This is a genomic window from Micromonospora sp. DT47 (genome assembly GCF_049844475.1).
Taxonomy (GTDB): Bacteria; Actinomycetota; Actinomycetes; order Mycobacteriales; family Micromonosporaceae; genus Micromonospora.
Genome location: NZ_JBNCLC010000004.1, coordinates 1 through 24085 on the forward strand (window position 1 = coordinate 1; position 24085 = coordinate 24085).

Consider the following 24085-nt stretch of genomic DNA (forward strand, 5'->3'; position numbering starts at 1 on the left):
CCCGGATACGGGTTCTCCGGCCAGCCGAACACGACCGGCTGGGATCCCGTGCACATCGGGAAGGCCTACGTCGAGCTGATGAGCCGGCTCGGGTACACACGGTTCGTCGCGCAGGGCGGCGACTGGGGCGCGATCGTCGTCGACGCGATGGCCGGCGGCCGCGCCGACCCGGCGGCCGCCGAGCCGGCGCCACCGGAGCTGATCGGCATTCACACCAACATGCCCGGCGCGGTTCCGCCGGACCTCTTCCTCGCGGCCTTTGCCGGCAGCCCGGCGCCGGACGGTCTCTCCGACGAGGAGCGGAGCACGTACGAGCAGCTGCTCAGGTTCTTTGGGACGCACGTGGCGTACGGGCTGATCATGGGGACGCGTCCGCAGACGCTCTACGGCCTGGCGGACTCACCCATCGATCTCGCCGCGTTCATGCTCGACCACGGCGACGGAAGCGGTCAGCCCGGCATCGTTCAGCAGGTCCTCGAGGGACGTCTGCAGAAGCCGAGCGACCTCACGCGCGACGACATCCTGGACAACATCACGCTCTTCTGGCTGACCAACAGCGGGGTGTCCTCGGCGCGGCTGTACTGGGAGAGCAAGCTCCCCTTCTTCGCTACCAAAGGCGTGACGATCCCGGTCGGCGTGAGCATCTTCCCGGACGAGATCTACCGGGTTCCGCGCAGCTGGGCGGAGCGGGCGTACCCCAACCTCGTCCACTACAACCGGCACGACAAGGGCGGGCACTTCGCGGCCTGGGAGCAGCCGCAGCTGCTCTCGGAAGACGTCCGCGCGACGTTCCGATCGCTGCGCTAGCGATGACCCTGTTCGAACGTGTGCACATGCCCTCGTTCGCCGGCGCCACCGAGTGGCTCAACTCCGAGCCATTCGGCCCCGCCGAGCTGCGCGGCCACGTCGTCCTCGTGAACTTCTGAAGGTGGTCACCGAGGTCAGCCCTGCTGGACCCTTCTGGGAGGCCGAGCCTGAACACCAGGACTACCTGGAGCGGTATCCCGCGGGTTACACGTGCCACTACGTCCGACCGAACTGGAAGCTTCCCCGTCGCAGGGAGAACGCCAGTTGGTGCTCCAGCCCGGGAGGGCGCCTATCTCAGTCACCCACGGGCACGCCAGGTGTAGACGCCGCGCCAGGTGGTGTTCGGGTCCATGACTCGCGCGGGCCCGGCCCGGCCCGCTCTGGAAGGCCGTGCGGGATTGCTCGTATGGCCCGTGACCCGGGGAAAGGCGTTCTAGGCTCGGCCAGACGGGGCGGCGTGCCTCTGTCGAACTGGCACAAGCCCGGGCAGCGCCCTCATCCAAGATGCCCCTCGCGAGACAGGAGCCGGGCATGCCGTTCGTCACGGTAGGAGGGCAGAAAGCCCCGCTCGACCTCCAATGAGCTCGAAACCGAAAGGAGGCCCACATGGCTGTCAAGACCGAAGCGCGAGCGGACGTTGCAGGGATCCGGCCGTTCACGATAGAGATCCCCGAGGCGGAACTCCAGGCGCTGCGTGCGCGCATCGCGGCCACGCGCTGGCCCGAGAAGCAGACCGTCGACGATCAGTCACAGGGCGTGCCGCTCGAGACGAGCCAGGCGCTCGCGCGCTACTGGGAGAAGGAGTACGACTGGCGCAAGGTCGAGGCGCGGCTGAACGCCCTACCGAATTTCGTCACCGAGATCGACGGGCTCGACATCCACTTCATCCACGTCCGATCGAAGCATGACGACGCGCTGCCGCTCATCGTCACGCACGGGTGGCCGGGCTCGGTCATCGAGCAGCTGAAGATCGTCGGTCCGCTCACCGACCCGACGGCGCATGGCGCGGACGCGTCGGACGCCTTCCATCTGGTGATTCCGTCGATGCCCGGCTACGGCTTCTCGGGCAAGCCGAGCACGCCCGGCTGGGGCCCCGAGCGCATCGCACGCGCCTGGATCGAGCTGATGAAGCGCCTCGGCTACACGCGATTCGTCGCGCAGGGCGGCGACTGGGGCGCGCTCATCACGGATGTCATGGGTCTGCAGGCGCCTCCGGAACTGATCGGCATTCACACCAACATGCCTGGCATCGTTCCGCCCGACATCGACACGTTGCTCCAGTCCGACATCACCGGAGCGGGCAACGCGCTGGCCTCGCTGCCGTCCAACCTCTCCGACGAGGAGAAGCGGGCGTGCGAGCAGCTGAACTTCTTCTGGAAGCATTCCGCCTACGCCCTCATGATGGGCACGCGCGCGGAGACGCTGACCGGATTCGCGGATTCGCCCATCGCCCTGGCGAGCTACATGATCGACCACGACGCGGCCAGCCTGGAGCTGATCTGCCAGGCCTTCGCCGGACAACCCGTCGGCCTCACGCGAGACGACGTCCTCGACAACATCACGCTCTTCTGGCTGACGAACACGGGAGTTTCCGCGGCTCGCATCTATTGGGAGAACAAGTTCTCCTTCTTCGCCGCCAAGGGCGTCTCCGTCCCGGCTGCCGTGAGCGTCTTTCCTGATGAGATGTATGAGACCCCGAGGAGTTGGGCGGAGCAGGCGTATCCCAATCTCATCCACTACAACAAGCTCGACAAGGGCGGGCACTTCGCGGCCTGGGAACAGCCGCAACTCTTTTCAGAAGAGGTTCGCGCCGGCTTCCGGTCGCTTCGCTAGATAACCGTGGTCGAACGTCTGCGCATGCCCTCGCTCGGCGGGGCGACCGAGTGGCTCAACTCCGAGCCACTCGGTCCCGCCGAGCTGCGCGGCCACGTCGTCCTCGTGAACTTCTGGACGCTGACATGCATCAACTGGCTGCGCCAGGAGCCGTACGTCCGGGCGTGGTCGCAGGCCTACCGAAACGACGGGCTGGTCGTCATCGGAGTGCACACGCCGGAGTTCTCGTTCGAGCACGAGATCGACCGGGTGCGACAGGCGATCACGGCGCGAGGGATCGACTACCCGGTTGCGGTCGACAACGACTACAAGATCTGGAGCGCGTTCGACAACCACTACTGGCCGGCGCTCTACTTCGTCGACGCGGACGGCATCATCCGCGACCACCACTTCGGCGAGGGACGCTACGAGCAATCGGAGAGCGTCATCCGGCGGCTGCTCGGCGTCGAGCGCGAGCTCGTCCCCGTCGAAGGGCTCGGCGTGGAGGCCGAGGCCGACTGGGACCACCTGCGTACGCCCGAGACGTATCTCGGCTACGAGCGCAGCGAGCACTTCGCGTCACCGGACGGCGCCGCGTTCGACGAACGCCGCGCCTACGAGCTCCCCGAGAGCCTGCGCTTCAACCACTGGGCCTTGCCGGCGAGTGGACGATCGGGTCTGAGAATGTCGTGCTCGACCAGGCCGGCGGGAGCATCGCCTACCGGTTCCACACGCGCGACGCGCATCTCGTGCTGTCTCCCGGAGCGCGAGAGCCGATCCCTTTCCGCGTGCTCCTCGACGGCGAAGCTCCGGGCCCGTCACACGGCGTGGACGTCGACGAAAGTGGCGACGGCTTGCTCCGGGACGGCCGCCTGTACCAGCTCGTGCGCGAGCACGACGCGGTCCGCGAACGGACCCTGGAGATTACGTTCCTCGAGCCCGGCGCCGAAGCGTACGTATTTACGTTCGGGTAGCCAGAGCTGGCGACATCCCTGATCAACCATGCCGCATCCCCGGCAGCGTCTCGAAGGTGGAGGGGCTAGCAGGCCGCGCCCTGGCGGCGGCGCGTGCGGCCCGTTCAGGGCCGCCTTGAAGACGTATAGAAATTTGAACGGGGATTCTGGTGACAATTTGTCGGGTCTCAGGACCTGCGTGACAGAACAGTCTCAAGACATGGGTGACGCTTCCGGCTAGCCGGGTGGTGACGGCGGCTCGGGCGGGCGTCTGCGGGCGCGGGCTGCGTCGGATATGGCGATCGCGGTCAGGACGAGGGCAGCAGCGGCCGCGACCACGAGTGGCGGCAGGGGGAGCATCGCCGGTGTCAGGGCGGCCAGCGCAAGGACGCCGATCGGTCGGGACCGGGACACGCGGCCGAATACCGCGTGCTCGAAGCGGGCGCGCCCGGCCAAGTACAGCGCGGGTCCGCCGAGGATGACGGCGACCCAGGCCGGTGGGGTGTGTCCGAGTGGATGGGCGATGACAAGTTCGTCGCCGACGGCGGCGACGACCACGCCGGCCACCATCACCAGGTGGGCGTATGACGCCGATCGGGCGAGGCGGACCGGGTCGGCAGACACGGCAATCGCTTCCGCCAGGACCTGCCCAGCGCGGTATATATAGATCCGCCACAGCAGCACGGTGGCCGCGATCGACACTGCGAACGCGGCGGCTCCGTCCGGCGCGAAGCCGCTGCTGCTCAGCGCCAGTCCGGTAACCAGGATCAGCTCGCCGAGCGCGATGATGAAGAACTGCCGGTAGCGCTCGGACAGGTGCTCGCCCGAGATCACAAGGTCTTGATTGGGCGAGCGGCCCGCCCCCGGGGTGGGGAAGCCGATTCTGCCTGCCGTGTGGTCAAGGAGCACCGCGAGTGCCCACAACGCGCCACGCGCCGTACCGTGCACGAGCGCTCCCGCGATCCACGGCAGCGCCGACAGGCCGTACCAGAACAGCCCGCGCACGACGTGGCGCTGCAGCTCGTGGCCACGCAGAACGGCCACGAGGACGAGCCCGCGGCCGAGCTGGACGGCGACGTAGGCGCCCGCGAAGATCAGGCCCGTGTCGCCGAATGCCTCGGGCACCGCGGCCGCCATCACCAGGCTGCCGACCATGGTCGCGATGACCAGCGCCTGGATTACCGGTCGATGCGGGTCCGTCCGGTCGGTTAGCCACGCGGTGCTGGACCAGACCCACCACATGGCCCCCAACAGCACCAGCGTCCGGAAGGCACCGCTCCACCCGAGATCCTCCGCCAGGCCGCGCGAGAGCTGAGCGAGCGCGAGGACAAACACCAGGTCGAAGAAGAGTTCCAGGAACGTAGCCCGCTCCGGGTCCCCTGCTTTCCGCACCAGCTCGGCCGCCCTGCTCGTCGTCATCGGCTCGCCCGTTCTGTCAGCTCTGCTCCAGGTTTGGGGGCATTCTGACATGCGGCAGCGGCGTTAACCGCGGACGTGCTGCCGTGGACTGGATCGAGCGACCCGCGTTACACGGACGGGCGACGGTCGAGGCCGGTGAGTTCCTTCCATCCGTCGCCGCGGGTTCGGATTAGCTCGTCGACCTTGGGCAAGCGTCGGGCCGGTGCTACAGAGGGCGGAGTGTCACCCAGGTCCTGATACCGATATGTCACGCAGGTCCTGAGACCGGACAATTCTGGTGACAATTTTTGTCCCGTCACGGGACACGATTGACAGTCGCGTCCCACCAGATGCCCGACATGATCCTCAAGCGGCGTCGCGTAGGCCCTCACGGTCCACAACAGGGGCGCGCATTCCGGCAGAAGACGATGCCGGCAAGCACGGTAGGCGTAACCCGGGCACCGGACTTAGATCCACGTCCAAGGACGGACGGCTTTCCACACGCGCCCGCGCCAACGTGCACGGCGCGGATGGAGGCAGATCTCAATGTCATTCAACGCACTGGTCGACCCAACGCGGCGTAGTTCGGGAACCACCCGGTCTTCGTCCAGTCGGCCATAGACCCTCGCCAGATGCCCCAGGCAAGTCGCGGCAAGTCGCCTCACCTGGCGATCCTCGTGATCGAGTAGACCAAGATAGAGTTCCTGTAGCTCCTTCCAGTCCCCACCGCCATACAGAACGGCGCCGACCATGGCGTCCAGGGCGCTGAAAAGCTCGCCGCGATCGAGCGCCGCACGCACCTCGCCCGGTGTTGCCGGCGGTGGGTTGCGGAAGACGTGATGCTCATGGCTCATAGGCCGCATCTTTGCTCATCGTGAGCCGGAGCGATCAACCGGCTAGACGCCAGGCGGCCTACTTTGGACTGGCTCCGTGCCCTCATGTGGACCCGTCGACCCGGTCGGTGGGGCGCTTCTCTCGGCGCTTGCACGGGCCGGCGTGGTGACCTGATGAGGAGCTTGGGTTCGTCCCTCATCCCCGTTCTGTCCAGCGTTCCCCCGGTGGGTGAGCTAAGCCTCCAGCGACTTCCAGCGCTTGATGACAACTGGGTCAGCATGCGGGGCAGGCCACACCTGCAGTCGAAGCCGCTCCATGGTCGCCGAATCCTCGTCAGAGTCGATGCCGAGACGGACTGCTTCGGCCAGGTTGCTTCTCGCGACCCGCACACGAATCGGTCCCGCCGCTACCCGGAACCGTGCGGCCTCCGGCTCGTAGTCGGTGCAGCCCATGACGACGAGTCGGCCGGACGGAACTTGCAGGCTTCCCTCCGCGACGTGGTCGAACTCCGCGCTGTCGTCTGCTGGAGCTGCATCCAACACCTCCAAGGTCACGGCCACGTTGACGTTGACGGTGGTGCCGACCGCCATGGCGTCCGTGGCCACCGCAAGGTGGTCGAGCACGGCCTCTTCGGTCCAGGCGTCCCCAAGATCGGTCACGGACCGGTCATCGAACAGGTGGATCTGGTAGTAGTCCGCGAAGAGCTCCAACTCCGTCGAGATCAAGCCACCCTCCCAGTCTTCGTGTCCCCCGAAGTCTCGCCGCAGACCAAGGTCAACTGTCAAGCATGCGATGCCCGCGCTAGTCGGATAGGCACCGCCCGCCCGGCAGCAGCCCTACAACCTGACGCGCGCCCCCACCCCCGGGAATCGAGTCGACATGGCCGACGATGCAGGCATCTCCCACTCGGGCCGCGTAGAGCAAGGTGCCGACGGGTGCCGGATCATCCGGCCGAGCCAGCCGTGCGGTGCTATCGGAGGCCTTCGTCTTCGCAAGCCAGAGGCGGGCCGTGTCGACATCCTCAGGACGAGGTGGATGCGACGACGGGCGTTTCAAACAAGCAGGCTCCATAGGCCCCATGCACCAGCCACCGCCCGATGCTGCCTTCGTCACCGCATCGGTCATGGCCTCCGCCTCCCGGCGCTGCTCATCGCTCAACGGTAGGCGGCGCCCGTAGTCAACCGCTGCCCGCTCACAGTAGGCACGCTCTCGCGCTGGCACCTCAGTGGCTCCCTTTGGCACCTCAATGCCGCCGCACCCGAAGGCGACCGCTGACTGGCCACCCTGCTCCGCGGCAGCCTGCGGGCTGGCGAGCCAGTGTCGGGCCCCCATCACAACCCCGACCGCGAGAAGCACGCCACAGGCAATCGCCACGAAGCGAGTGCGGTTGGCACGCCCAGCCCAAGGCCTGGGATCACCGCCGCTGGCGCGCAGATTCAGGGTGTCCTGCATCCCGGAAGAATAGACAGCGAACGCTGCGGCGAGAAGCTCTACAGCCCGCGGGACTGCCGGGACCCGATGGGCAGCGACAAGGTGGGCCAGCTGCTGCATGGCAGCGTCACGCCAGGGAGCCTCTCTGCCGGATGACATGGCAAGTCAGTGATTCTCGTTCGACGGGAGTAAGGGCGGGAACCTGCGCGCGTTGCGCTGCTCCGTTACGCCCAAGGAGCCGGACTGCGACTACCAGTCGGTGCTGGTCCGATCATGAGCGATAGAGGTTAGCGGCGGTTGGGCGCTGGGAGCCAGGAACCCACACTGCCCCCGAGGTAGGCGCAGGTCATGTAGGCGGTGTTGAGTCTGCTACGGACCTCGGGGCGCAGGGCATGTGCTGTACGGCTGGGGCGCTTGGCCGGCGAGCAGGCTCGGAGCGTGGCAGGTCTGGCAGGGCTGGCCGGACCCCTTCATCTACGTTGCCACCCACACCCCGCTGCGACCTGTCTTCCTGACGTACAGTCTGCCCCTGAAGCAACGGTCAGGACGTTTGGGCCTGCCTGGTCGCCAAGGCTTACGAGACCGGCATGAGCCCACACCGCCAGGAGTCGGCACAGGAGCGGTCAGCCTCGCCGGTCCTGCTCAACGGGTCCGCCCAGATACGGCGCTGTCCGGGTCAGGAAAGCCGGCGGGAGTGGGCGGAGAGCAACGACCGCAGCGGTGCCAGGCCCGCCGCATCAAGCCCCCGCTTCGGCAGTACGAGCACTGCCCCGCCGCGCCGCTCCGATGCAAGCAGGACGAACGATCGATCCGTCTCGAGGTGCAGCGGGTGCTGAGCCCAACTTGTCGTCGATTGTCCGGCGGCGCTGCTGAGATGCACCCCGGTGTCGGTAACCGTGGCCTGCATGGGCTGGGACAGCGCAGGATTGCCGCGCATGATCTGCCGAACATGAAGCCGGTAGATCCAGCGGGAGCCGCCGAAGAGCCGACGCAGCAGCAGGCTGAACCCGACGGCGACGGGCACCACCACGACGAACACGACGACGGCACCTACCACAGCGGTGCCCGCCGCCACATTCCCCGACACCGCAGAGGAAACGAAGACGACAGCGAGCACGCCGACCGCCAGTAGGGTGCTCAGCCACCGCAGATACCAGGGACGCGGGATGCTGCGGTTCTGGGCGGCGAAGCCGTCTAGCAGGTCGTCCGACGTGAGAGTGTAGTGCAGCTGCACGGGGTGGGCCGTGACGTTCTCCGAGGGCATGACCGAGAAGCCTACTCACCGCCGTGCATCCCTGTGGTCATCATTGGTCGCCTCGGTCTGCCTTGACGGGCTGGTGACGGCCTGGACCTGGTCCTCATCGTCGATGCGCGGCGGCAGCTCCACCCCATCTCCGACCCCTCGTTTGTAAGAACTGCGCGCCTCGTCCGGGCCTGTCCGTGCGCGTCTGTGACCTCGGCGGCTGATCCACTGCCGGCCCGCGTCGTCCGCCGAAGTTCCGCCCCGTTGCAGTCACCGTTGCTGTCGACCGCGATGGTACGCGGAGCAGCGGGTCGGCTCGGCTTTCCTGCGCGATGTTTGGTGTGGATCTGCGCCGACGTACGGAAGATGGACTGGTGCACCCAGCGACGGTCCATGTGGCATCACCGCCAGAAGATCCGGCCCGCGTTATCGAGCTGCGCCTCGTTCTCCGCCAGTCGGTCGGCGATGTCGTAGAGCATGGCCGCCATGTCCGCCCATTCGGGCTCGGCCAATGCTCCCGTGTCCCGGTAGAACGCCATGACGCAGCCGTACATGGGGCCGCCGCGCAAGTCCACGAAGAGATTCCCGCCGCCCTGGTTGGTGGCGACGGGTAGCCAGGCGGGTAGCCAGGTTTCGCATCGCTTTCCGGCCGGGTGGTTGTTCTCCGAACTGATGAAGGCGTCCCATTGGCCGACCGGCGCGATCTGCCGGGCGACCTGCCGGGCGACGTCCATCCACACGCGGCGGCTTTTCAGGGCTTCGGCGATGGAGTAGGGAACGAAGCCGGGTGGGATGAGCGAGCCGCCGTCGGCGTTGAGGCCAAAATGTGCTCCGTCGGCGTACAACCACCAGGCCCGCAGGTCCGGCGGCAGTGGCCGGCCGACCGCCTCCTGGGCCGCTGCCAGGTCGGGCTCGGACGCCGGTGGTCGCAGAACCGCGCGGGCTCGGGGCGCATGCTGGTGGAGCCATGCGTCGATGCGGCGTATCGCTGCCTCGGAGACCATCGCCCGGTCCGTACTCACCATGATTCACCTCTCGATCGCCGGACCGGGCGGCCTACCGGTCCCTGTCTTGTCGCACCCGCCGCGAGGCCTTGGTGTGTGGCACCGACTCTGATCGAGGTTCGCGCTGCCTTCTTGCTGCCTCACGCAGCAAGGCCTCCGCCTCGCGCACGATGTCCTGCTCAAGTTGAGCGCGCTCACCCACGTTGTCCTGCCACAGGTCGGTCAGGAAAGCGAACGTGGCAAGGGGCTCCGGGAACATCAAAGAACCGGCATGCGAAGCGATGGCATGCGCGCCATCCACCGGTGCGATAGCCCCGAACACGGTACGGCGCGCGTAGGAACGGGCCACCTCCCAGACGGCCCGGTCCTCGTCTGGCAGCTCAGGCAAGCCCAGCTCGTCGATCACCTGGTCCAACAGCTCACGCGCCTCGCGGTACTCACCTCGCGAGAGTCCAGCGAGTTCCCGCAACGACGGACTGTCCAGCCCGTTGGCAAGCGCTTGCGCTGCAATCATCGGCAACTCCTCGCTAGCCAGCTCACCAGCCAGCACGCACACCCCGACGTCCCGCATGTCGATCACACGCCGAGTGTCGGGGCTCCGCTGATCCCCGTCCAGCGGGTTGCACCGGACCCCTCGCTTGCAAGTTCTGGGCAGAGCGGGGCCACGCTCAAGGAGCTCATGGCGCGCATCGGCCCACTCCAGCACTCGGGCGGCCATGATCTACCAGCACGCGACGCGTGACCGGGATCACGCCATCGCCGCTGCCCTGGATGCGCTCATAGAGGAGGCGAGAGGACAGGCCAGCACATGATCTGGCATGGATCTGGCACGTCGACCGGGTGGAGGATGAGAACGACGAACGCCCTGGCCTGCACCGTCTCGGTGTTGACCAGGGCGTTTGTGTCGCCTGCCTCAAGGTGGAGCCGAGGGGACTCGAACCCCTGACCCCCACACTGCCAGTGTGGTGCGCTACCAGCTGCGCCACGGCCCCTTGCTGTCGTCCCCGGTCGCCCCCGGGCACGCAGAGAACTATACACACGCCGCTCGGCATGGTCATCTCGCGGGGGCACCCACCGGGCCTCAGTTGAGCGCCACGTCCGGGGGGAAATGCGCGACCGCCGCCATCATCCCGCCCTGGCGGCGCAGCACCATCGGCCAGAGGTCGTCCGGCCGGTCGACGAAGGCGTCCCCGGGCAGCGCGTCGAGCACGAACCAGGACCCGTCCTCGATTTCCTGCTCCAGCTGCCCGGAGCCCCATCCGGAGTAGCCGGCGAAGACCCGGATGCCGCCGATGCTGTCGCGCATCTTCTCCGGGTCGGCCGACAGGTCGACGGTGCCCACCGCGCCGGAGACCTGCTGGAAGCCCCTCAACCGCCGCATCGGGTGCCGCATCCGCGCAAGGCAGATCGCCGAGTCCGGCTGCACCGGACCGCCCTCGAAGAGCACCGCCGGATGGCGGGCCAGGTCGCTCCAGTCGCCGAGCACGTCGGCGACCGGCACCTCGGTGGCCCGGTTGAGCACCACCCCGAGCGCCCCGCCGGCCTCGTGCGCCACCAGCAGCACGACCGTACGGTCGAAGTTCGGATCCTTGAGGGCCGGAGCCGCGACCAGCAGCCGCCCGGTCATCGACTCCATGGCTCGACCCCCGATCGCCCGCCCCTCCTCCTGCATGTCGGACACCGTCAGCCGCGCACCCGGCCATGGAACCGGTCGCCGCCGGCCATCCGCGCTGTCACCGCCATGCCTGGCACCATAGCCTGCACCCGGGGTGCTGGCTAAGGTCTGACCGGCGGGTGACCGAGCAGGATCGAGGGAGGCACGATGGGTCCGACGGCGGACATCGCGGTGATCGGCGGGTCGGGGCTCTACGCGCTGCTCGAGGGTGCCACCTCGCACCAGGTCGAGACGCCGTACGGCGCGCCCTCCGACGCGGTCACCATCGCCGAGGTCGGCGGCCGGTCGGTGGCCTTCCTGCCCCGGCACGGCCGCGACCACCGGTACCCGCCGCACCTGATCCCGTACCGGGCCAACCTGTGGGCGCTGCGCTCCCTCGGGGTACGCCAGGTGCTCGCCCCGTGCGCGGTCGGCGGGCTGCGCCCGGAGCTCGGCCCGGGCACCTTCGTCGTGCCGGACCAGCTGATCGACCGGACCAGCGGCCGGGCCCAGACCTACTACGACCGGGGCGCGGTGCACGTGCCCTTCGGTGACCCGTACTGCCCGGTGGGCCGGCGTACGCTGCTGGCCGCCGCGGCCGGACGGGACGTGGCGGCGGTGGACGGCGGCACGGTGGTGGTGGTCGAGGGCCCGCGGTTCTCCACCCGCGCCGAGTCCCGCTGGTACGCCTCGATGGGCGGCACCGTGGTCAACATGACCGGCCACCCGGAGGCCGTGCTCGCCCGCGAACTGGCCCTCTGCTACACCTCGATCGCGCTCGTCACCGACCTGGACGCCGGCGTCGGGGTCGGCGAGTCGGTGACCCAGGAGGAGGTGTTCCGGGTCTTCGCCGAGAACACCGACCGGCTGCGCGGGGTGCTGCTGGACGCGGTGGGCGCGCTGCCCGCCGACCGGGACTGCCCGTGCGGGCACGCCCTGGACGGCATCAAGACCCCGTTCCCGCTGCCCTGACGGCCCCGGTCGGCCGGTGAGCGGCAAATCGCCCGACCCGTCCCCCGACGCCCGATAGATTCGGCAGGTCGGGTCTGGTCATTGCGCCCTCCCGGCGCCCAGCAGCACGCGCCGGGACAGGGAGGCAGGGGTGATGGCGACCGTCCGGGACACCACCTACGACCTGCTCCGCGCCCTCGGCCTGACCACGGTCTTCGGCAACCCCGGGTCGACCGAGGAACCGTTCCTCCAGGACTTCCCGGAGGACTTCCGCTACGTCCTCGCGCTGCACGAGGCGTCGGCGGTGGCGATGGCCGACGGGTACGCCCAGGCCACCGGCCGCCCGGCGCACGTCAACCTGCACACCGCCCCGGGCACTGGCAACGGGATGGGCAACCTGGTCACCGCCTGGCACAACCGGACGCCGCTGATCGTCACCGCCGGCCAGCAGAGCCGGGAGATGCTGCTGATGGAGCCCCGGCTGACCAGCCGCCGCCCGACCGAACTGCCCCAGCCGTACGTGAAGTGGAGCCACGAGCCGGTCCGGGCGCAGGACGTCCCGGCCGCGATCATGCGGGCGTACGCGACCGCGGTCCAGCCGCCGACCGGGCCGGTCTTCCTGTCGCTGCCCCTGGACGACTGGCATCAGCCGGCCAACCCGCCGCCCCAGGTGCGCACCGTGGCCACCCGTTTCGCCCCCGACCCCCGGCGGCTGCGGGAGTTCGCCGCGGTGCTGGCCGGCAGCCGCGCCCCGGTGCTGGTGTTCGGCGCGGCCGTGGACCGGGCGGCGGCCTGGCCGGTGGCGGTGGCGGTGGCGGAGCGGCTGGCCGCACCGGTCTGGTCCGCCCCGGCGCCGGAACGGGCCGCCTTCCCGGAGCACCACCCGCACTACCGGGGAGTGCTGCCGTTCGCGATGGCCCCGCTGGCGGAGAAGCTGCGCGGCCACGACACCGTGCTGGTCGTCGGCGCGCCGGTGTTCCGCTACTACCCGCACGTGCCCGGCGACCACCTGCCGGAAGGAACCCGGCTGCTGCACGTCACCGACGACGCCGACGAGGCGGCCCGGGCCCCGGTCGGCGACAGCCTGCTCGGCGACGCCGGGCTGACCCTGGCCGCGCTGCTGGACCTGCTGCCCGCGGCCGATCGGCCGGGACCGGCCCCGCGACCGGCGCCGGAGCCGCCGGAGGCCGGCGACCCACCGAGCTCGGACGCGCTCTTCGCCGCGCTGGCCGCGTGCTGGCCGACCGACGGGGTGCTGGTCCAGGAGTCGCCGTCCAACCTGGCCGCGCTGCGCCGCCGGGTGCAGGTCACCCGGCCGGCGTCGTACTTCACCATGGCCAGCGGCGGGCTCGGCTACGGCCTGCCGGCGGCGGTCGGCATCGCGCTCGCCGAGCGGGACTCCGGGCGCGGCCGGCCGGTGATCGCGGTGATCGGTGACGGCTCGTTCCACTACTCGGTCCAGGCGCTCTGGACCGCGGCGCGGCTGCGCCTGCCGGTGGTCGTGCTGGTCCCGGTCAACCAGCAGTACGCCATCCTCAAGTCGTTCGCCGACTTCAAGTCCACGCCCGGGGTGCCCGGGCTGGACCTGCCCGGCCTGGACGTCACCGCGATCGCCCGCGGCTACGGTTGCGCCACCCGGGTGATCGGGTCGCTCGACGAACTCGGGGACGCCGTCGCGGAGGCGCTGCGCGCCGACGGGCCGACCGTGCTGCCGGCCCCGATCAGCACCGACGTGCCGCGGATCCTGTAGTCACCGCCTGCCGAGCAGCAGCGGCGCACCGGTCACCACGTCCAGCACCGGCCGGGCCCCGAGCGGGGCCTTCAGCGTGACGGTGACCGGCTCGAGCTTCAGCATGGCGATGCAGGCGCCGGTGGACCGGACGACCCCGCCACCGACCACCACCACGTTCGGGTGCTCCTGGACCAGCGGGGTGATGCCGGTGTCGCAGGCGCCGACGCCGAGCCGCACGGTCAGGCGGGCGTCGTCGACGGCGGTCAGGTCCGCCGCGCCGACGACGTTCTCGGGCGCGGGTCGGCTCGGTGCCTGCGGATCCTTCGGCGCGGTGACGGCGCTTGGCGCCACGGCGAGCCGGGCCACCGGCGCGGTCAGCTCCTCCACCGTGAAGAGCCAGGCCGGCACGTCGGCCACACCCCGGCTGGTCCGCACCGGCGCGGTGCCGAGCTTGACCGCCGTGACGGTGAGCGGGATGCAGGCCGTGGCGACCGGGCTGCTGACCGGCCCGTCGGGGCCCGGCTCGACCGTCGGCCGGGGCACCTTGGGCCGGCCCTCACAGGGCGGCGGGTCACCCTGGTCGAGCTGCCGGTACGCCTCCGCCGCGCTGAGCAGCGGCACTGTCATCGTGCCGTCGGGGAACCGGATCGTGCCGTCGGCCGGCCGGGTGCCCGGCATCTCGATCTGGTCCCGGTACCAGCCGGCCTGGAACGCCGTCTCGGTGTCCGCGTTGAAGCCCGGGTCACCGGTGAGCACCGTCGGGTCCTGCAGCGGCACGTACCCCTTCGACCAGGCCGGGTCGGGCCGCCACGCCCCCGCGACCTCGGCGGCCCGCTGGGCGAAGGCCTCCCACCGGTGGTCCGGGGTGCGCACCGACGAGCCGCCGACGGACGGGCTGCCGCCGGTGGACGGGTCGGAGCCGGCCGGCGCGCAGGCGGTCGCCGTCATCACCAGGGGCAGGCCCAGCAGGGCGAGAAGTCGACGCATACCACTTGGACGCCGCCCGCTCCCGGCCGGTTCCCGGCGCTCAGGTCTCCCCGCCGAGATCCGTCTGGTACGCCTGCCAGAGCAGGTCCGCGCCGCGCTGCCGGTGCCGGGCCAGCGCCCGCAGCAGCTCGTCGGTGCGGCGGGACAGCTCCTCGGCGCACACCCCCGGGCGTTCGACGGCGCGCTGGAGTTCGGCGAGCGCGGCCACGATGGCGCCGTGCTCCCGGGTGAGCAGCCGTACGCCGCGGTGCAGCCGGGGTGCCTGGGCGACCACCTCGGCGTACAGGCCGGCCGGGCCCTCGGTGTGGCGGACGTGCTCGACGAAGCCCCGGCGGACCGGGGCGAGGTGGCCGATGACCCGTTCCCGCCAGCGCGGCTCCCCGGGCGGTACGGCGAGCGCCCGGGCCAGGGCGTGGACGTCGCCGAGCGGAGCGGGCCGGCGGTCGGCGGGCGGTCGGACCGCCGCGGGGACGACGGACGGCTGCTGGATCGGACCGGTGACCATGGGCACCTCCCGCGTTGCTGCGCTACCGCGTACAGCGATGGTGAACCCGCAGGTCGGCGCTGTCCAGAGGGGCCGGCCGCCTCTTTGGTCCGCTCCCGCACCACCGGCCCCACCAGCCCCGGCCGCCACTTTTATGCCTCTCCGTCATACCGCACTCCACCGGAGGTGGAGCATCTGCGGTTGCCCTGCGTGGCCGAGTGACGGCAGGGGCGAGGGTCAGAGGCCGAGCGGGTTGGCCGCCATCGCGCGGAGCTGGCCGGCGAGCACGTGCACGTCGCCTTCGCGGCCGCCGTCGGGTCGGCCGACGGTCATCGCGTCGGCGAGCGCCCGCAGCTCGTGCGGCGGCAGGGTGGCCAGCCCCGCCCCGCGCAACGGCACGGTGACGGTGCGGCCGGTGTCCGGGTCGCGGGCCACGATGGTCGGCACCCGGTGCACGTGCCCGGGTCCGTCGTCGGGGTCCCGGTGGGTCTGCGCGCCGGCGGTGATCTCGGCCCGGGCCAGGTCGACCGTGCGGGTGCCGAGGGCGCCCCGGACCGTGGCCCGGGTGCCCTCCAGCCAGGCGGCGGTCCGCAGCGTCCGGAGCACCAGATAGAGCCCGAGCAGGACGAACGGCAGTCCGCACAGTCCGAGGAACCGACCGGCGCCCAGCCCGTCGTCGGCCGGCGGGGAGTCGCGCAGTTCCGGTGGAAGCAGCCCGGGTGGGAGGTCCCGGGCCTGGTCGTACGAGGCGAGCGGGTCGTCGCCGGTCAGCAGACGGCGGACCAACCCGTCGGCGACCATCGGCAGCAGCACGAACGCCGCGCCGAAGGCGGCGAAGAACAGGCCGACCACGGCCGCGACGGCGCGCTGCGCGGGCGGAACGCTGATGGAGAGCCAGATCTTCTCGCACGTCACAGCGGGCAGCCTAGGCGGTGGGGCCAACGACCCCGGAGACGACTGTGCGCCCCGGTCCGGTGGACCGGGGCGCACATGAGGTGGTGGAGGTGCCGGGAATCGAACCCGGGTCCTTCGCCGGTTTGACAGGGCTTCTCCGAGCGCAGCTCGCTATGCCTCTACTCGGCCCCACCGCTCACGCGAGCGAGTTGGTGTGACGGGCCCAGTCGCTGATTAATCTCGCCGCACGGACCCCGCGACCGGGTCCGGTTGGCCAGCCTTCTAGCTGATGCCGGCAAACTGGGTCGAAGGCGCTCCCAGGCCGACAGACTCAACTACTCGCCTCAGGCGGCGAGAGCGAAGTCAGCGCGATTGTTCTTGGCGCTTATAGTTTCCGACGAACGATTCTCGAGACGACGTCGGCTTCCTCGGCTCGCTTCCCCTGCCGCAACGTACGAAGTCGAAACCAGTCACCCCCTCGACAGGCCGCCGATGTGGCGGCACTGACAAGCCTAACGCCTGCCGCAACGGGTTTCATCCCGAGGTCCCCGGCGGGCATGCCGACCGGGACGAACACGACAAATCAGTCGTCCATGCCCTTGCCGCGACGGCCCGCCACCCGGGCGATCTCCCGGTCGGCGTCCCGCTTGGCCAGGTCCTGACGCTTGTCGTACGACTTCTTACCCTTGGCCAGGGCGATCTCCACCTTGGCCCAGCCGTCGGAGAAGTAGACCTGCAACGGGACCATGGTCAGGCCCCCCTCGCGGGTCTTGCCGATCAGCCGGTCGATCTCCAGGCGATTGAGCAGCAGCTTGCGGGTACGCCGGGGCTCGTGGTTGGTCCAGGTGCCCTGGGTGTACTCCGGGATGTGCATCGCGTGCAGGTAGAGCTCGCCGTTGCGCTCCTGGGCGAAGGCGTCGACCAGCGAGGCCCGCCCGGCGCGCAGCGACTTGACCTCGGTGCCGGTCAGCGCCATGCCCGCCTCGTACGTGTCGAGGATGGCGTAGTCGTGGCGCGCCTTCTTGTTGGAGGCGACCACCTTGCGACCCTTTTCCCGTGGCATCGGCGCCACCCCCTTTCCGGATCACCCGCACCCGGTGTGACCGGCCGCGGGGCGGAGATCATGCTACCTGAATGACAAGGGCCCTCCCGCGCCGTTTATTCCTGGCGCGGAAGGGCCCTCGCGGAGAGCCGGCGGTGACTAGACCCGCAGGTAGAAGCGGAGCGTGACCCAGGCGGTGATCGCGCTGATCACGCAACCGACGCCGGCCATCAGCGGGAACACCAGGAAGATGTCCGCCCACTGGATCGGCGAGAGCAGCCCCTCCAGGGCCTTCAGCGAACCGCTGAAGAGGAACTGTTTCGCGCCGATCAGCGCGAGCAGGCCGAGCAGTGAACCGATCAGACCGGCGACCACGGCCTCCAGCACGAACGGCGCCTGGATGAACCAGTTGGACGCGCCGACCAGCTTCATGACCGCGACTTCACGCCGCTTGCTGTACGCCGCCACCTGGATGGTGTTGGCGACCAGGAGCAGCGCGGCGACGGCCATCACGACCGCGGCGGCCAGCGCGATGTTCTGGATCGCGGTGAGGATCTTGAAGATCTGGTCCAGCAGCTTGCTCTGGTCGACGATCTCGTCGACCCCCTCGGCGTCCTTGTACTGGTCGTAGATGGTCTTGTACTGCTCCGGGTTGACCAGCTTGAGCCGGAACGACGGCGGCAGGCTGTCCGCCTTGACCGCGCTGATCAGGTCGGGAGCGTCCTGGAACATCTCCTGGAAGCGCTTGTACGCCTCGTCCTTGTTGACGTAGATGACCTCCTTCACCTGGGGGTCGCTCTTCAGCTTGGCGTCGAGGCTTGCACGCTGCTCGTCGCTGACATCCGTCTTCAGGAAGATCGAGACCTGGACGTTCTCGTAGTAGAGGTCCTTCATGTCGCCGACCTGCTGGTACAGCAGGCCACTGGCGCCGAGCATGGTGAGCGACACCGCCATCGTGATGATCATCGCGATGGTCATGGTGACGTTGCGCCACAGTCCGACCAGTACCTCGGACAGGACGTATTTCATCCGCATCGGGTGTTCCTCCGGCTCTCCGGCGTGAGGTGTTCGTCGTCAGGGTGTACGGCGGGGGTGGAGCAACGGCTCACCCGTAGACGCCGCGGGCCTGGTCGCGCACGATGCGGCCACTCTCGATCTCCACGACGCGACGACGCATCTGGTTCACGATGTTGGAGTCGTGGGTGACCATCACGACGGTCGTGCCGGTGCGGTTGATCCGGTCCAGCAGGCGCATGATCTCGATCGACGTGTCCGGGTCCAGGTTTCCGGTCGGCTCGTCCGCCAGCAGGATCAGCGGACGGTTCACGAACGCCCGGGCGACGGCGACCCGCTGCTGCTCACCACCGGAGAGCTCGTGCGGGTAGCGGTGCTCCTTGCCACCGAGCCCGACCAGCTCCAGCACCTCGGGCACGACCCGGCGGGCGACCGCCTTGGTCTTGCCGATCACCTCGAGGGCGAACGCCACGTTCTCGTACGCGGTGCGGTTGGGCAGCAGCCGGAAGTCCTGGAAGACGCAGCCGATCGAACGCCGGAAGTGGGGTCGCTTCCAGGAGCGCATCGAGGTGACGTCCTTGCCGTTCACGACGACCCGGCCCTTGTTGGGGCTGACCTCGTGCATCAGCATCTTGATCATCGTGGACTTGCCGGAGCCGGATGGACCGATGAAGAAGACGAACTCGCCCTTCTCGATCGAGACGGACACGTTGTCGAGCGAAGGCCGGGACGCCTTCGGGTACGTCTTCGTCACTTGCTCAAGCTGAATCACGGGTGGTGAGTCTACGCGGTGTAACCGCAGAGCCAAGCCCCCCGCCCCGGCGATGCGAAACGTGTCATCGATTCAGCCGGTCAACCGGAGATCCATGACGCGCTCCGCCCACGGCCGATCACGCAGCGTCGTTGGCGAGCTGCTGCTGCTTGCGCCACCGGATGCCGGCCTCGATGAAGCTGTCCAGCTCCCCGTCGAATACGGACGACGGATTGCCGGTCTCCTGCTCGGTTCGGAGATCCTTCACCATCTGATACGGGTGCAGCACGTACGAGCGCATCTGGTCGCCCCAGGAGCCGGCGGCCTCGGTCTTGAGCCCCTGCATCTTGGCCTGCTCCTCCTGGCGCTTGCGCTCCAGCAGCCGGGCCTGCAGCACCCGCAGCGCGGAGGCCTTGTTCTGCAGCTGGGACTTCTCGTTCTGGCAGGTGACCACGATGCCGGTCGGGATATGGGTGATCCGGACGGCGGAGTCGGTGGTGTTGACGCTCTGCCCACCCGGCCCCGAGGAGCGGTAGACGTCGATCCGCATCTCGTTCTCGGGGATGTCGATGTGGTCGGTCTGCTCCACCACCGGCAGCACCTCGACGCCGGCGAAGCTGGTCTGCCGGCGCCCCTGGTTGTCGAAGGGGCTGATCCGGACCAGCCGGTGGGTGCCCGACTCGACGCTGAGCGTGCCGTAGGCGTACGGGACCTTGACCGTGAAGGTGGCGGACTTGAGGCCGGCCTCCTCGGCGTACGAGGTCTCGTAGACCTCGGTCGGGTAGCCGTGCCGCTCGGCCCAGCGCAGGTACATCCGCAGCAGCATCTCGGCGAAGTCCGCGGCGTCCACCCCGCCGGCGCCGGCCCGGATGGCGACCAGCGCCTCCCGGGAGTCGTACTCGCCGGAGAGCAGGGTGCGGACCTCCATCTCCTGGATGGCCTTGGTCAGCCCGGTGATCTCGTTCTCGACCTCGGTCAGCACCCCGGAGTCGCCCTCGTCCTCGGCCAGCTCCAGCAGCACGTACGCGTCGTCGAGCCGGGAGCGCAGGCTGCCCAGCCTGCTGATCTCTCCGTTGACGTACGACAGCTGGGAGGTCACCTGCTGCGCGCGCGCCTGGTCGTCCCAGAGGTCCGGCGCGGACGCCTGCTCCTCGAGCCGCGCCTTCTCCTCGTGCAGGCGGTCGAGGTTGAGCACGGACTCGATGTTGCGCAGGGTGGCGTCGAGTTCCTTGAGCTGTTCGGCGTAATCGGCAGCAGTCACGACACAAAAGCGTACTGCGAGGGCGGTGAGCAAGCGTGCGAGCCCCGCGGTCCGGAGGGAAAAAGGCGGCTCAGCCGACCGGGGCGGTCTTCAGCCAGGACAGGGCGGCCTTGTGGTAGGCGACGGCGAACTCCAGCGCGCTGGCGTCGTAGGTGTCGCCCTCCTTCTTGGCGTTCTTGACCTGCTCACGCACGTACGCCAGGGCCTCGTTGTGGTATTCGCTGGCCGAGGCGTACAGGTTCTTGAGCTGACTGGCCGAGTGCAGGTCGCCGAAGGCGATCCGCAGGGCGATCGGGTTGCGGATGGTGTCCCGGCCCGGGTTCTCCGCCAGCCAGCGGGAGAATGTCCGTTTCCCAGCCGCGGTGATCGCGTACGGCTGGCTCATCCGCGGCCCGGGCTTGCCCAGCCGCACGAAACCCCGCTCGGCCAGCACCGGCAACTCGCGGTAGACCTGACTGCGTGTCATCGACCAGTACGGCGCCAGCCGGCGCTCGGCGGCGGCCATCAACTGACCGCCCGTCATGGGACCCTCGTGCAGCAGGCCGAGCAGGGCCGCCGCGGTGGGGTTGACTCCGGAATCCGCCATGCCCTCTAAGCTGCCACTTTGCCGCCACGGCGTCCAGGATTTCCGTATTTGCCACCGGGCAGGATTTCCTATGTGCACTGTCGGCCGACGACAGTGCTGCAGGACTGTCTATGCCTGCCGGCCGGTCGGCCAGCCGGGCCCGCCGGACGGCCGACCGCCGGCGGCCCCCCGGCTCCCGCCGGGGCCGGCCGGGCCGCCGGCGACGCGCGTCGCGCCACCGGCGGCCGCCGCCGGTTCAGCCCATGTGGGGGTACGTGTGGTCGGTCGCCGGGACGAAGGTCTCCTTGATCGTCCGCGGCGACATCCACCGGACCACGTTGTGCCAGGAGCCCGCCTTGTCGTTGGTGCCGCTGGCCCGCGCGCCGCCGAAGGGCTGCTGCCCGACCACCGCGCCGGTCGGCTTGTCGTTGATGTAGAAGTTGCCGGCCGCGTACCGCATCTTCTCGGCCACCGCGTCGACCACCCGGCGGTCGGTCGCGAAGATCGACCCGGTCAGCGCGTACGGCGCGATCGACTCGGCCTGGGTGACCACGTCGTCGAAACGGGCGTCGTCGAAGACGTGCACGCCGAGGATCGGCCCGAAGTACTCGGTGGTGAAGGTCTCGTGCGCGGCGTCGGTGCACTCGAACAGGGTCGGCCGGACGAAGTATCCGACCGAGTCGTCGGCGGTGCCGCCGGCCAGGACGCGGCAGGTGTCGTCGTCGTTGATCAGCTCCAGCGCGGCGGTGTGCCGGCTGAACGCCTTGTCGTCGATGACCGCGCCGCCGAAGTTGCTGAAGTCGGTGACGTCGCCGTAGGTCAGCGATTCGGCGGTGGCGGCCAGCCGGTCGCGCAGCCCACCCTCCCAGAGAGAGCGCGGGACGTACGCCCGGGAGGCGGCCGAGCACTTCTGGCCCTGGTACTCGTAGGCGCCCCGGATCAGCGCGGTGTGCAGGGCGTCCACGTCGGCGCTGGTGTGCGCGACCACGAAGTCCTTGCCGCCGGTCTCGCCGACCAGCCGCGGGTAGCCCCGGTAGCCGGCGACGTTCTCGCCGACGGTCCGCCACAGGTGCTGGAAAACCTTGGTGGAGCCGGTGAAGTGGATGCCGGCGAGGTCCGGGTCGGCGAGCACGACGTCGGAGACCTCCTCGCCGCGCCCGGTGACCATGTTGATCACGCCGGGCGGCAGGCCGGCCGCCTCGAACAGCCGCATGGTGAAGTGCGCGGCGAACTGCTGGGTCGGGCCCGGCTTCCAGACCACGGTGTTGCCGACCAGGGCCGGCGCCGAGGGCAGGTTGCCGGCGATCGCGGTGAAGTTGAACGGGGTGACCGCGTAGACGAAGCCCTCCAGCGGGCGGTGGTCGAACCGGTTCCACACCCCCGGCGAGGACTTCGGCTGGGCCTCCAGCAGCTGGCGGGCGAAGTGCACGTTGAACCGGAGGAAGTCGATGAACTCGCAGGCCGCGTCGATCTCCGCCTGGACGGCGGTCTTGGACTGGCCGAGCATGGTGGCCGCGTTGAGGGTGTCCCGCCACGGGCCGGAGAGCAGCTCGGCGGCGCGCAGGAAGATCGCGGCGCGCTCCTCGAACGGCAGCGCCCGCCACATCGGGGCGGCGTCCTTGGCAGCCTTGACCGCGGCGCGGGCGTCCTCGTGGTTGGCGTGCCCGGTGACGCCCAGCACGTGCGCGTGCTTGTGCGGCTGGACCACGTTGATCGGCGCGCCGCCGGCCATCCGCCGCTCACCGGCGATGGTCATCGGCAGGTCGATCCGCTCGGCGGCCAGCTCGGTCAGCCGCCGCTGGAGCCGCTCCCGGTCGGCGCTGCCCGGCTCGTAGGTGCGTACCGGCTCGTTGTGGGGCTCGGGTACGGAGAACACGGCGTCCATCACAGGCTCCTGTGCGATCTCGACAGCGGTGGCGAGTTCGGACCCGCGGGCACCGACCGGACGGCCGGACGCCGGGCGCCGCGCGGTGGACCGGTCGCGGCGGCGGGACCTCGGCCGATTCTCCCACGCCCCCTCACCGCCGATCGCGCGCCGCCCGCCCGGAGCCGTAGATCACCAGGTACGCGTCGACGTCCCTGCGCGGATCCGTACCCGAAAGTCCCGATCCGCCGAAGGAAACCAGGGTGTCGGCGCGGACCCGGGCGTGGCGGGCGCGGCGCGGGCGGGCGCGTACGCTGGGTCGCCGGATGTGCCCGCCCGCGTGGGTCGCGTGGGTCAGGCGTCGAAGGGGAGACGATGAGCAACCAGCCCGGCAGCTCGACCGCCGCGGAGCCGGACCAGCCGGACACCACCGACCCGGTCGACGACGCCGCGCCGGCGGCCGGCGAGGGCCACCCCGCGGGTGCCCCCGGCGCGCCCGTGCTGGCGTTGCTCGCGGTCGGCTGGCTGGCGGCGATGCTCTGGTCGACCCGGGAGGCGATCACCTCGGCCGCGGCCGGCCTCACCGCGATCAGCCTCTCCGCCTTCGCCCTGCCCGGCGTGATCTCCGCCGCCCTGGTGGCCGGCGCCGCGGTCGCGCTGGCGGTGACCGAACTGCTCGCCCGGCGCAGCGACCGGGCCACCCTGCGCTTCATGGCGGCGATCGGCACCGGCCTGCTGGTCGGGCTCGGCACCGCCGTCGCGATCAACCTGACCTACCCGGACAACGCGACGACCAACACGATCGCCGGCACCAGCGCCGCCGCGGCGATCATCGGCGGGGCGCTCGCCGGGGCCCGCAGCGCCGCCCCGGTCGGCGCGGTGGTCACCGCCGCGCTGGGCACGCTGGTCTTCGTGGTGGCCTTCAGCCGGGCCCGGGACCCACTCTTCGACGTCTTCGGCTCGGACGGCTCCCAGGCGTCGCTGGTGAGCGCCGCCAAGTGGGTGTCGCGGACCGAGTCGCTGGTCGCCGGGGTGGTGGCCGGCCTGCTCGCCTTCGGCTACCTCACCTGGGCCCGCCGCCGGGCCACCCGGCGCGACCCGGCCACACCCGCGCCGCGCTGGCCGGCGTACCTGCTGGCCGGGGCCGGGCCGGGCCTGCTCCTGCTGCTCGCCGAGGTGATCATCCGGATCGGCGGCCGGACCCTGCTGGACCTGGCCGGCGCGCTCAGCGAGGCGGACGCGGTGGCGCAGACCAGCCTGGGCACCTCGCGGGTGGACAACGGCATCTGGGTGCTCTTCGTGGGGGCGCTGACCGCGCTCATCGCCTTCGGCCGCACCCTCGGCCCGGCGCCGCGCGACGACGAGGAGCCGGAGACCGCCGAGGAGGCGTCCGAGCGCTGACCT

General features: G+C 70.0%; 23 protein-coding genes, 1 tRNA gene, 1 other RNA gene and 1 pseudogene. 8 read left to right on the forward strand and 18 right to left on the reverse strand.

Annotation, left to right across the window (positions count from 1 at the left end):
• The 5 genes and pseudogenes from ACLQ2U_RS07130 to ACLQ2U_RS07150 form a co-directional block, all read left to right on the forward strand.
• On the forward strand, positions 1-807 hold an 807-nt coding region (locus ACLQ2U_RS07130; RefSeq protein WP_425749751.1), incomplete at its 5' end, for an alpha/beta fold hydrolase.
• 121 nt (positions 808-928) lie between these two features.
• The gene (locus ACLQ2U_RS07135; protein WP_425749752.1) at positions 929-1357 is read left to right on the forward strand and encodes a peptide-methionine (S)-S-oxide reductase; all 429 of its coding nucleotides are present in this window, start codon (positions 929-931) and stop codon (positions 1355-1357) included.
• A gap of 56 nt (positions 1358-1413) precedes the next feature.
• Entirely contained in the window at positions 1414-2640 is a 1227-nt protein-coding gene (locus ACLQ2U_RS07140; RefSeq protein WP_425749753.1) for an epoxide hydrolase family protein, read from the forward strand.
• A gap of 24 nt (positions 2641-2664) precedes the next feature.
• Positions 2665-3219 (forward strand): annotated as a pseudogene (locus tag ACLQ2U_RS07145) (redoxin domain-containing protein); the annotation flags it as partial.
• Positions 3138-3593 carry a hypothetical protein gene (locus tag ACLQ2U_RS07150; protein WP_425750124.1) on the forward strand — a complete coding sequence of 152 codons (456 nt, stop codon included), beginning with the start codon at positions 3138-3140 and terminating at the stop codon, positions 3591-3593. The pseudogene ACLQ2U_RS07145 and the gene ACLQ2U_RS07150, both read left to right, overlap by 82 nt.
• Before the next feature lie 216 nt (positions 3594-3809).
• Here the strand turns inward: ACLQ2U_RS07150 and ACLQ2U_RS07155 are convergent, their stop codons facing one another.
• From ACLQ2U_RS07155 to ACLQ2U_RS07190, 8 genes are all read right to left on the reverse strand, one after another.
• A complete protein-coding gene (locus ACLQ2U_RS07155; RefSeq protein ID WP_425749754.1) occupies positions 3810-4991 on the reverse strand; it encodes a low temperature requirement protein A in 1182 nt (393 codons plus the stop codon).
• A gap of 446 nt (positions 4992-5437) precedes the next feature.
• The gene (locus tag ACLQ2U_RS07160; protein WP_425749755.1) at positions 5438-5824 is read right to left on the reverse strand and encodes a hypothetical protein; all 387 of its coding nucleotides are present in this window, start codon (positions 5822-5824) and stop codon (positions 5438-5440) included.
• 213 nt (positions 5825-6037) lie between these two features.
• Positions 6038-6529, reverse strand: coding sequence for a hypothetical protein (locus ACLQ2U_RS07165; RefSeq protein ID WP_425749756.1), 492 nt, complete (start codon positions 6527-6529; stop codon positions 6038-6040).
• Between the two features lie 1382 nt (positions 6530-7911).
• Positions 7912-8499: a YcxB family protein gene (locus ACLQ2U_RS07170; protein ID WP_425749757.1), complete on the reverse strand. Its 588-nt coding sequence runs from the start codon at positions 8497-8499 to the stop codon at positions 7912-7914.
• A 380-nt stretch (positions 8500-8879) separates the two neighbouring features.
• Positions 8880-9503, reverse strand: coding sequence for an SMI1/KNR4 family protein (locus ACLQ2U_RS07175; RefSeq protein ID WP_425749758.1), 624 nt, complete (start codon positions 9501-9503; stop codon positions 8880-8882).
• Between the two features lie 31 nt (positions 9504-9534).
• Positions 9535-10062 carry a hypothetical protein gene (locus ACLQ2U_RS07180; protein ID WP_425749759.1) on the reverse strand — a complete coding sequence of 176 codons (528 nt, stop codon included), beginning with the start codon at positions 10060-10062 and terminating at the stop codon, positions 9535-9537.
• 339 nt (positions 10063-10401) lie between these two features.
• Positions 10402-10474: transfer RNA gene (locus tag ACLQ2U_RS07185), tRNA-Ala, on the reverse strand.
• A gap of 89 nt (positions 10475-10563) precedes the next feature.
• Positions 10564-11154 (reverse strand): YqgE/AlgH family protein, encoded by a 591-nt coding sequence (locus ACLQ2U_RS07190; protein ID WP_425749760.1) that lies wholly within the window; start codon positions 11152-11154, stop codon positions 10564-10566.
• Between the two features lie 150 nt (positions 11155-11304).
• Here ACLQ2U_RS07190 and ACLQ2U_RS07195 point away from each other — a divergent pair, with 150 nt between their 5' ends.
• Complete coding sequence (locus ACLQ2U_RS07195) at positions 11305-12108, forward strand: S-methyl-5'-thioadenosine phosphorylase (RefSeq protein WP_425749761.1); 804 nt, start codon at positions 11305-11307, stop codon at positions 12106-12108.
• Between the two features lie 133 nt (positions 12109-12241).
• Positions 12242-13837 (forward strand): benzoylformate decarboxylase, encoded by a 1596-nt coding sequence (mdlC, locus tag ACLQ2U_RS07200; protein ID WP_425750125.1) that lies wholly within the window; start codon positions 12242-12244, stop codon positions 13835-13837.
• Here mdlC and ACLQ2U_RS07205 read toward each other — a convergent pair whose 3' ends face one another.
• The 10 genes from ACLQ2U_RS07205 to pruA form a co-directional block, all read right to left on the reverse strand.
• A complete protein-coding gene (locus tag ACLQ2U_RS07205; protein ID WP_425749762.1) occupies positions 13838-14806 on the reverse strand; it encodes a hypothetical protein in 969 nt (322 codons plus the stop codon).
• A gap of 40 nt (positions 14807-14846) precedes the next feature.
• On the reverse strand, positions 14847-15311 hold the full coding sequence (locus ACLQ2U_RS07210) for a hypothetical protein (protein ID WP_425749763.1): 465 nt from the start codon (positions 15309-15311) through the stop codon (positions 14847-14849).
• A gap of 216 nt (positions 15312-15527) precedes the next feature.
• On the reverse strand, positions 15528-16205 hold the full coding sequence (locus ACLQ2U_RS07215; protein WP_425749764.1) for a hypothetical protein: 678 nt from the start codon (positions 16203-16205) through the stop codon (positions 15528-15530).
• Between the two features lie 81 nt (positions 16206-16286).
• Positions 16287-16662, reverse strand: a transfer-messenger RNA (tmRNA) gene (ssrA, locus tag ACLQ2U_RS07220).
• A gap of 105 nt (positions 16663-16767) precedes the next feature.
• A complete protein-coding gene (gene smpB, locus ACLQ2U_RS07225) occupies positions 16768-17247 on the reverse strand; it encodes an SsrA-binding protein SmpB (protein WP_425749765.1) in 480 nt (159 codons plus the stop codon).
• A gap of 138 nt (positions 17248-17385) precedes the next feature.
• Positions 17386-18261 (reverse strand): permease-like cell division protein FtsX, encoded by an 876-nt coding sequence (gene ftsX / locus ACLQ2U_RS07230; protein ID WP_425749766.1) that lies wholly within the window; start codon positions 18259-18261, stop codon positions 17386-17388.
• Positions 18262-18331: 70 nt separating this feature from the next.
• Positions 18332-19012: a cell division ATP-binding protein FtsE gene (gene ftsE / locus ACLQ2U_RS07235; RefSeq protein WP_425749767.1), complete on the reverse strand. Its 681-nt coding sequence runs from the start codon at positions 19010-19012 to the stop codon at positions 18332-18334.
• Between the two features lie 118 nt (positions 19013-19130).
• Entirely contained in the window at positions 19131-20252 is a 1122-nt protein-coding gene (gene prfB, locus ACLQ2U_RS07240; protein WP_425749768.1) for a peptide chain release factor 2, read from the reverse strand.
• A 70-nt stretch (positions 20253-20322) separates the two neighbouring features.
• Positions 20323-20838, reverse strand: a complete 516-nt coding sequence (locus tag ACLQ2U_RS07245) for a helix-turn-helix transcriptional regulator (RefSeq protein ID WP_425749769.1) — start codon at positions 20836-20838, stop codon at positions 20323-20325.
• A gap of 235 nt (positions 20839-21073) precedes the next feature.
• Positions 21074-22702, reverse strand: a complete 1629-nt coding sequence (gene pruA, locus ACLQ2U_RS07250) for an L-glutamate gamma-semialdehyde dehydrogenase (protein ID WP_425749770.1) — start codon at positions 22700-22702, stop codon at positions 21074-21076.
• Positions 22703-23056: 354 nt separating this feature from the next.
• Between pruA and ACLQ2U_RS07255 the strand changes: the two genes are divergently transcribed.
• The gene (locus ACLQ2U_RS07255) at positions 23057-24082 is read left to right on the forward strand and encodes a hypothetical protein (protein WP_425749771.1); all 1026 of its coding nucleotides are present in this window, start codon (positions 23057-23059) and stop codon (positions 24080-24082) included.
• Positions 24083-24085 lie beyond the last annotated feature (3 nt).

Coding starts and splice junctions, on each gene's coding strand:
- ACLQ2U_RS07210 (WP_425749763.1), bottom strand. CDS start 15,311: ATGGTCACCGGTCCGATCCAGCAGCCGTCCGTCGTCCCCGCGGCGGTC.
- ACLQ2U_RS07205 (WP_425749762.1), bottom strand. CDS start 14,806: ATGCGTCGACTTCTCGCCCTGCTGGGCCTGCCCCTGGTGATGACGGCG.
- ACLQ2U_RS07155 (WP_425749754.1), bottom strand. CDS start 4,991: ATGACGACGAGCAGGGCGGCCGAGCTGGTGCGGAAAGCAGGGGACCCG.
- ftsX (WP_425749766.1), bottom strand. CDS start 18,261: ATGCGGATGAAATACGTCCTGTCCGAGGTACTGGTCGGACTGTGGCGC.
- ACLQ2U_RS07170 (WP_425749757.1), bottom strand. CDS start 8,499: ATGCCCTCGGAGAACGTCACGGCCCACCCCGTGCAGCTGCACTACACT.
- ACLQ2U_RS07160 (WP_425749755.1), bottom strand. CDS start 5,824: ATGAGCCATGAGCATCACGTCTTCCGCAACCCACCGCCGGCAACACCG.
- ACLQ2U_RS07245 (WP_425749769.1), bottom strand. CDS start 20,838: ATGGCGGATTCCGGAGTCAACCCCACCGCGGCGGCCCTGCTCGGCCTG.
- mdlC (WP_425750125.1), top strand. CDS start 12,242: ATGGCGACCGTCCGGGACACCACCTACGACCTGCTCCGCGCCCTCGGC.
- ACLQ2U_RS07255 (WP_425749771.1), top strand. CDS start 23,057: ATGAGCAACCAGCCCGGCAGCTCGACCGCCGCGGAGCCGGACCAGCCG.
- ACLQ2U_RS07175 (WP_425749758.1), bottom strand. CDS start 9,503: ATGGTGAGTACGGACCGGGCGATGGTCTCCGAGGCAGCGATACGCCGC.
- ACLQ2U_RS07195 (WP_425749761.1), top strand. CDS start 11,305: ATGGGTCCGACGGCGGACATCGCGGTGATCGGCGGGTCGGGGCTCTAC.
- smpB (WP_425749765.1), bottom strand. CDS start 17,247: ATGCCACGGGAAAAGGGTCGCAAGGTGGTCGCCTCCAACAAGAAGGCG.
- ACLQ2U_RS07190 (WP_425749760.1), bottom strand. CDS start 11,154: ATGCAGGAGGAGGGGCGGGCGATCGGGGGTCGAGCCATGGAGTCGATG.
- pruA (WP_425749770.1), bottom strand. CDS start 22,702: ATGGACGCCGTGTTCTCCGTACCCGAGCCCCACAACGAGCCGGTACGC.
- ACLQ2U_RS07140 (WP_425749753.1), top strand. CDS start 1,414: ATGGCTGTCAAGACCGAAGCGCGAGCGGACGTTGCAGGGATCCGGCCG.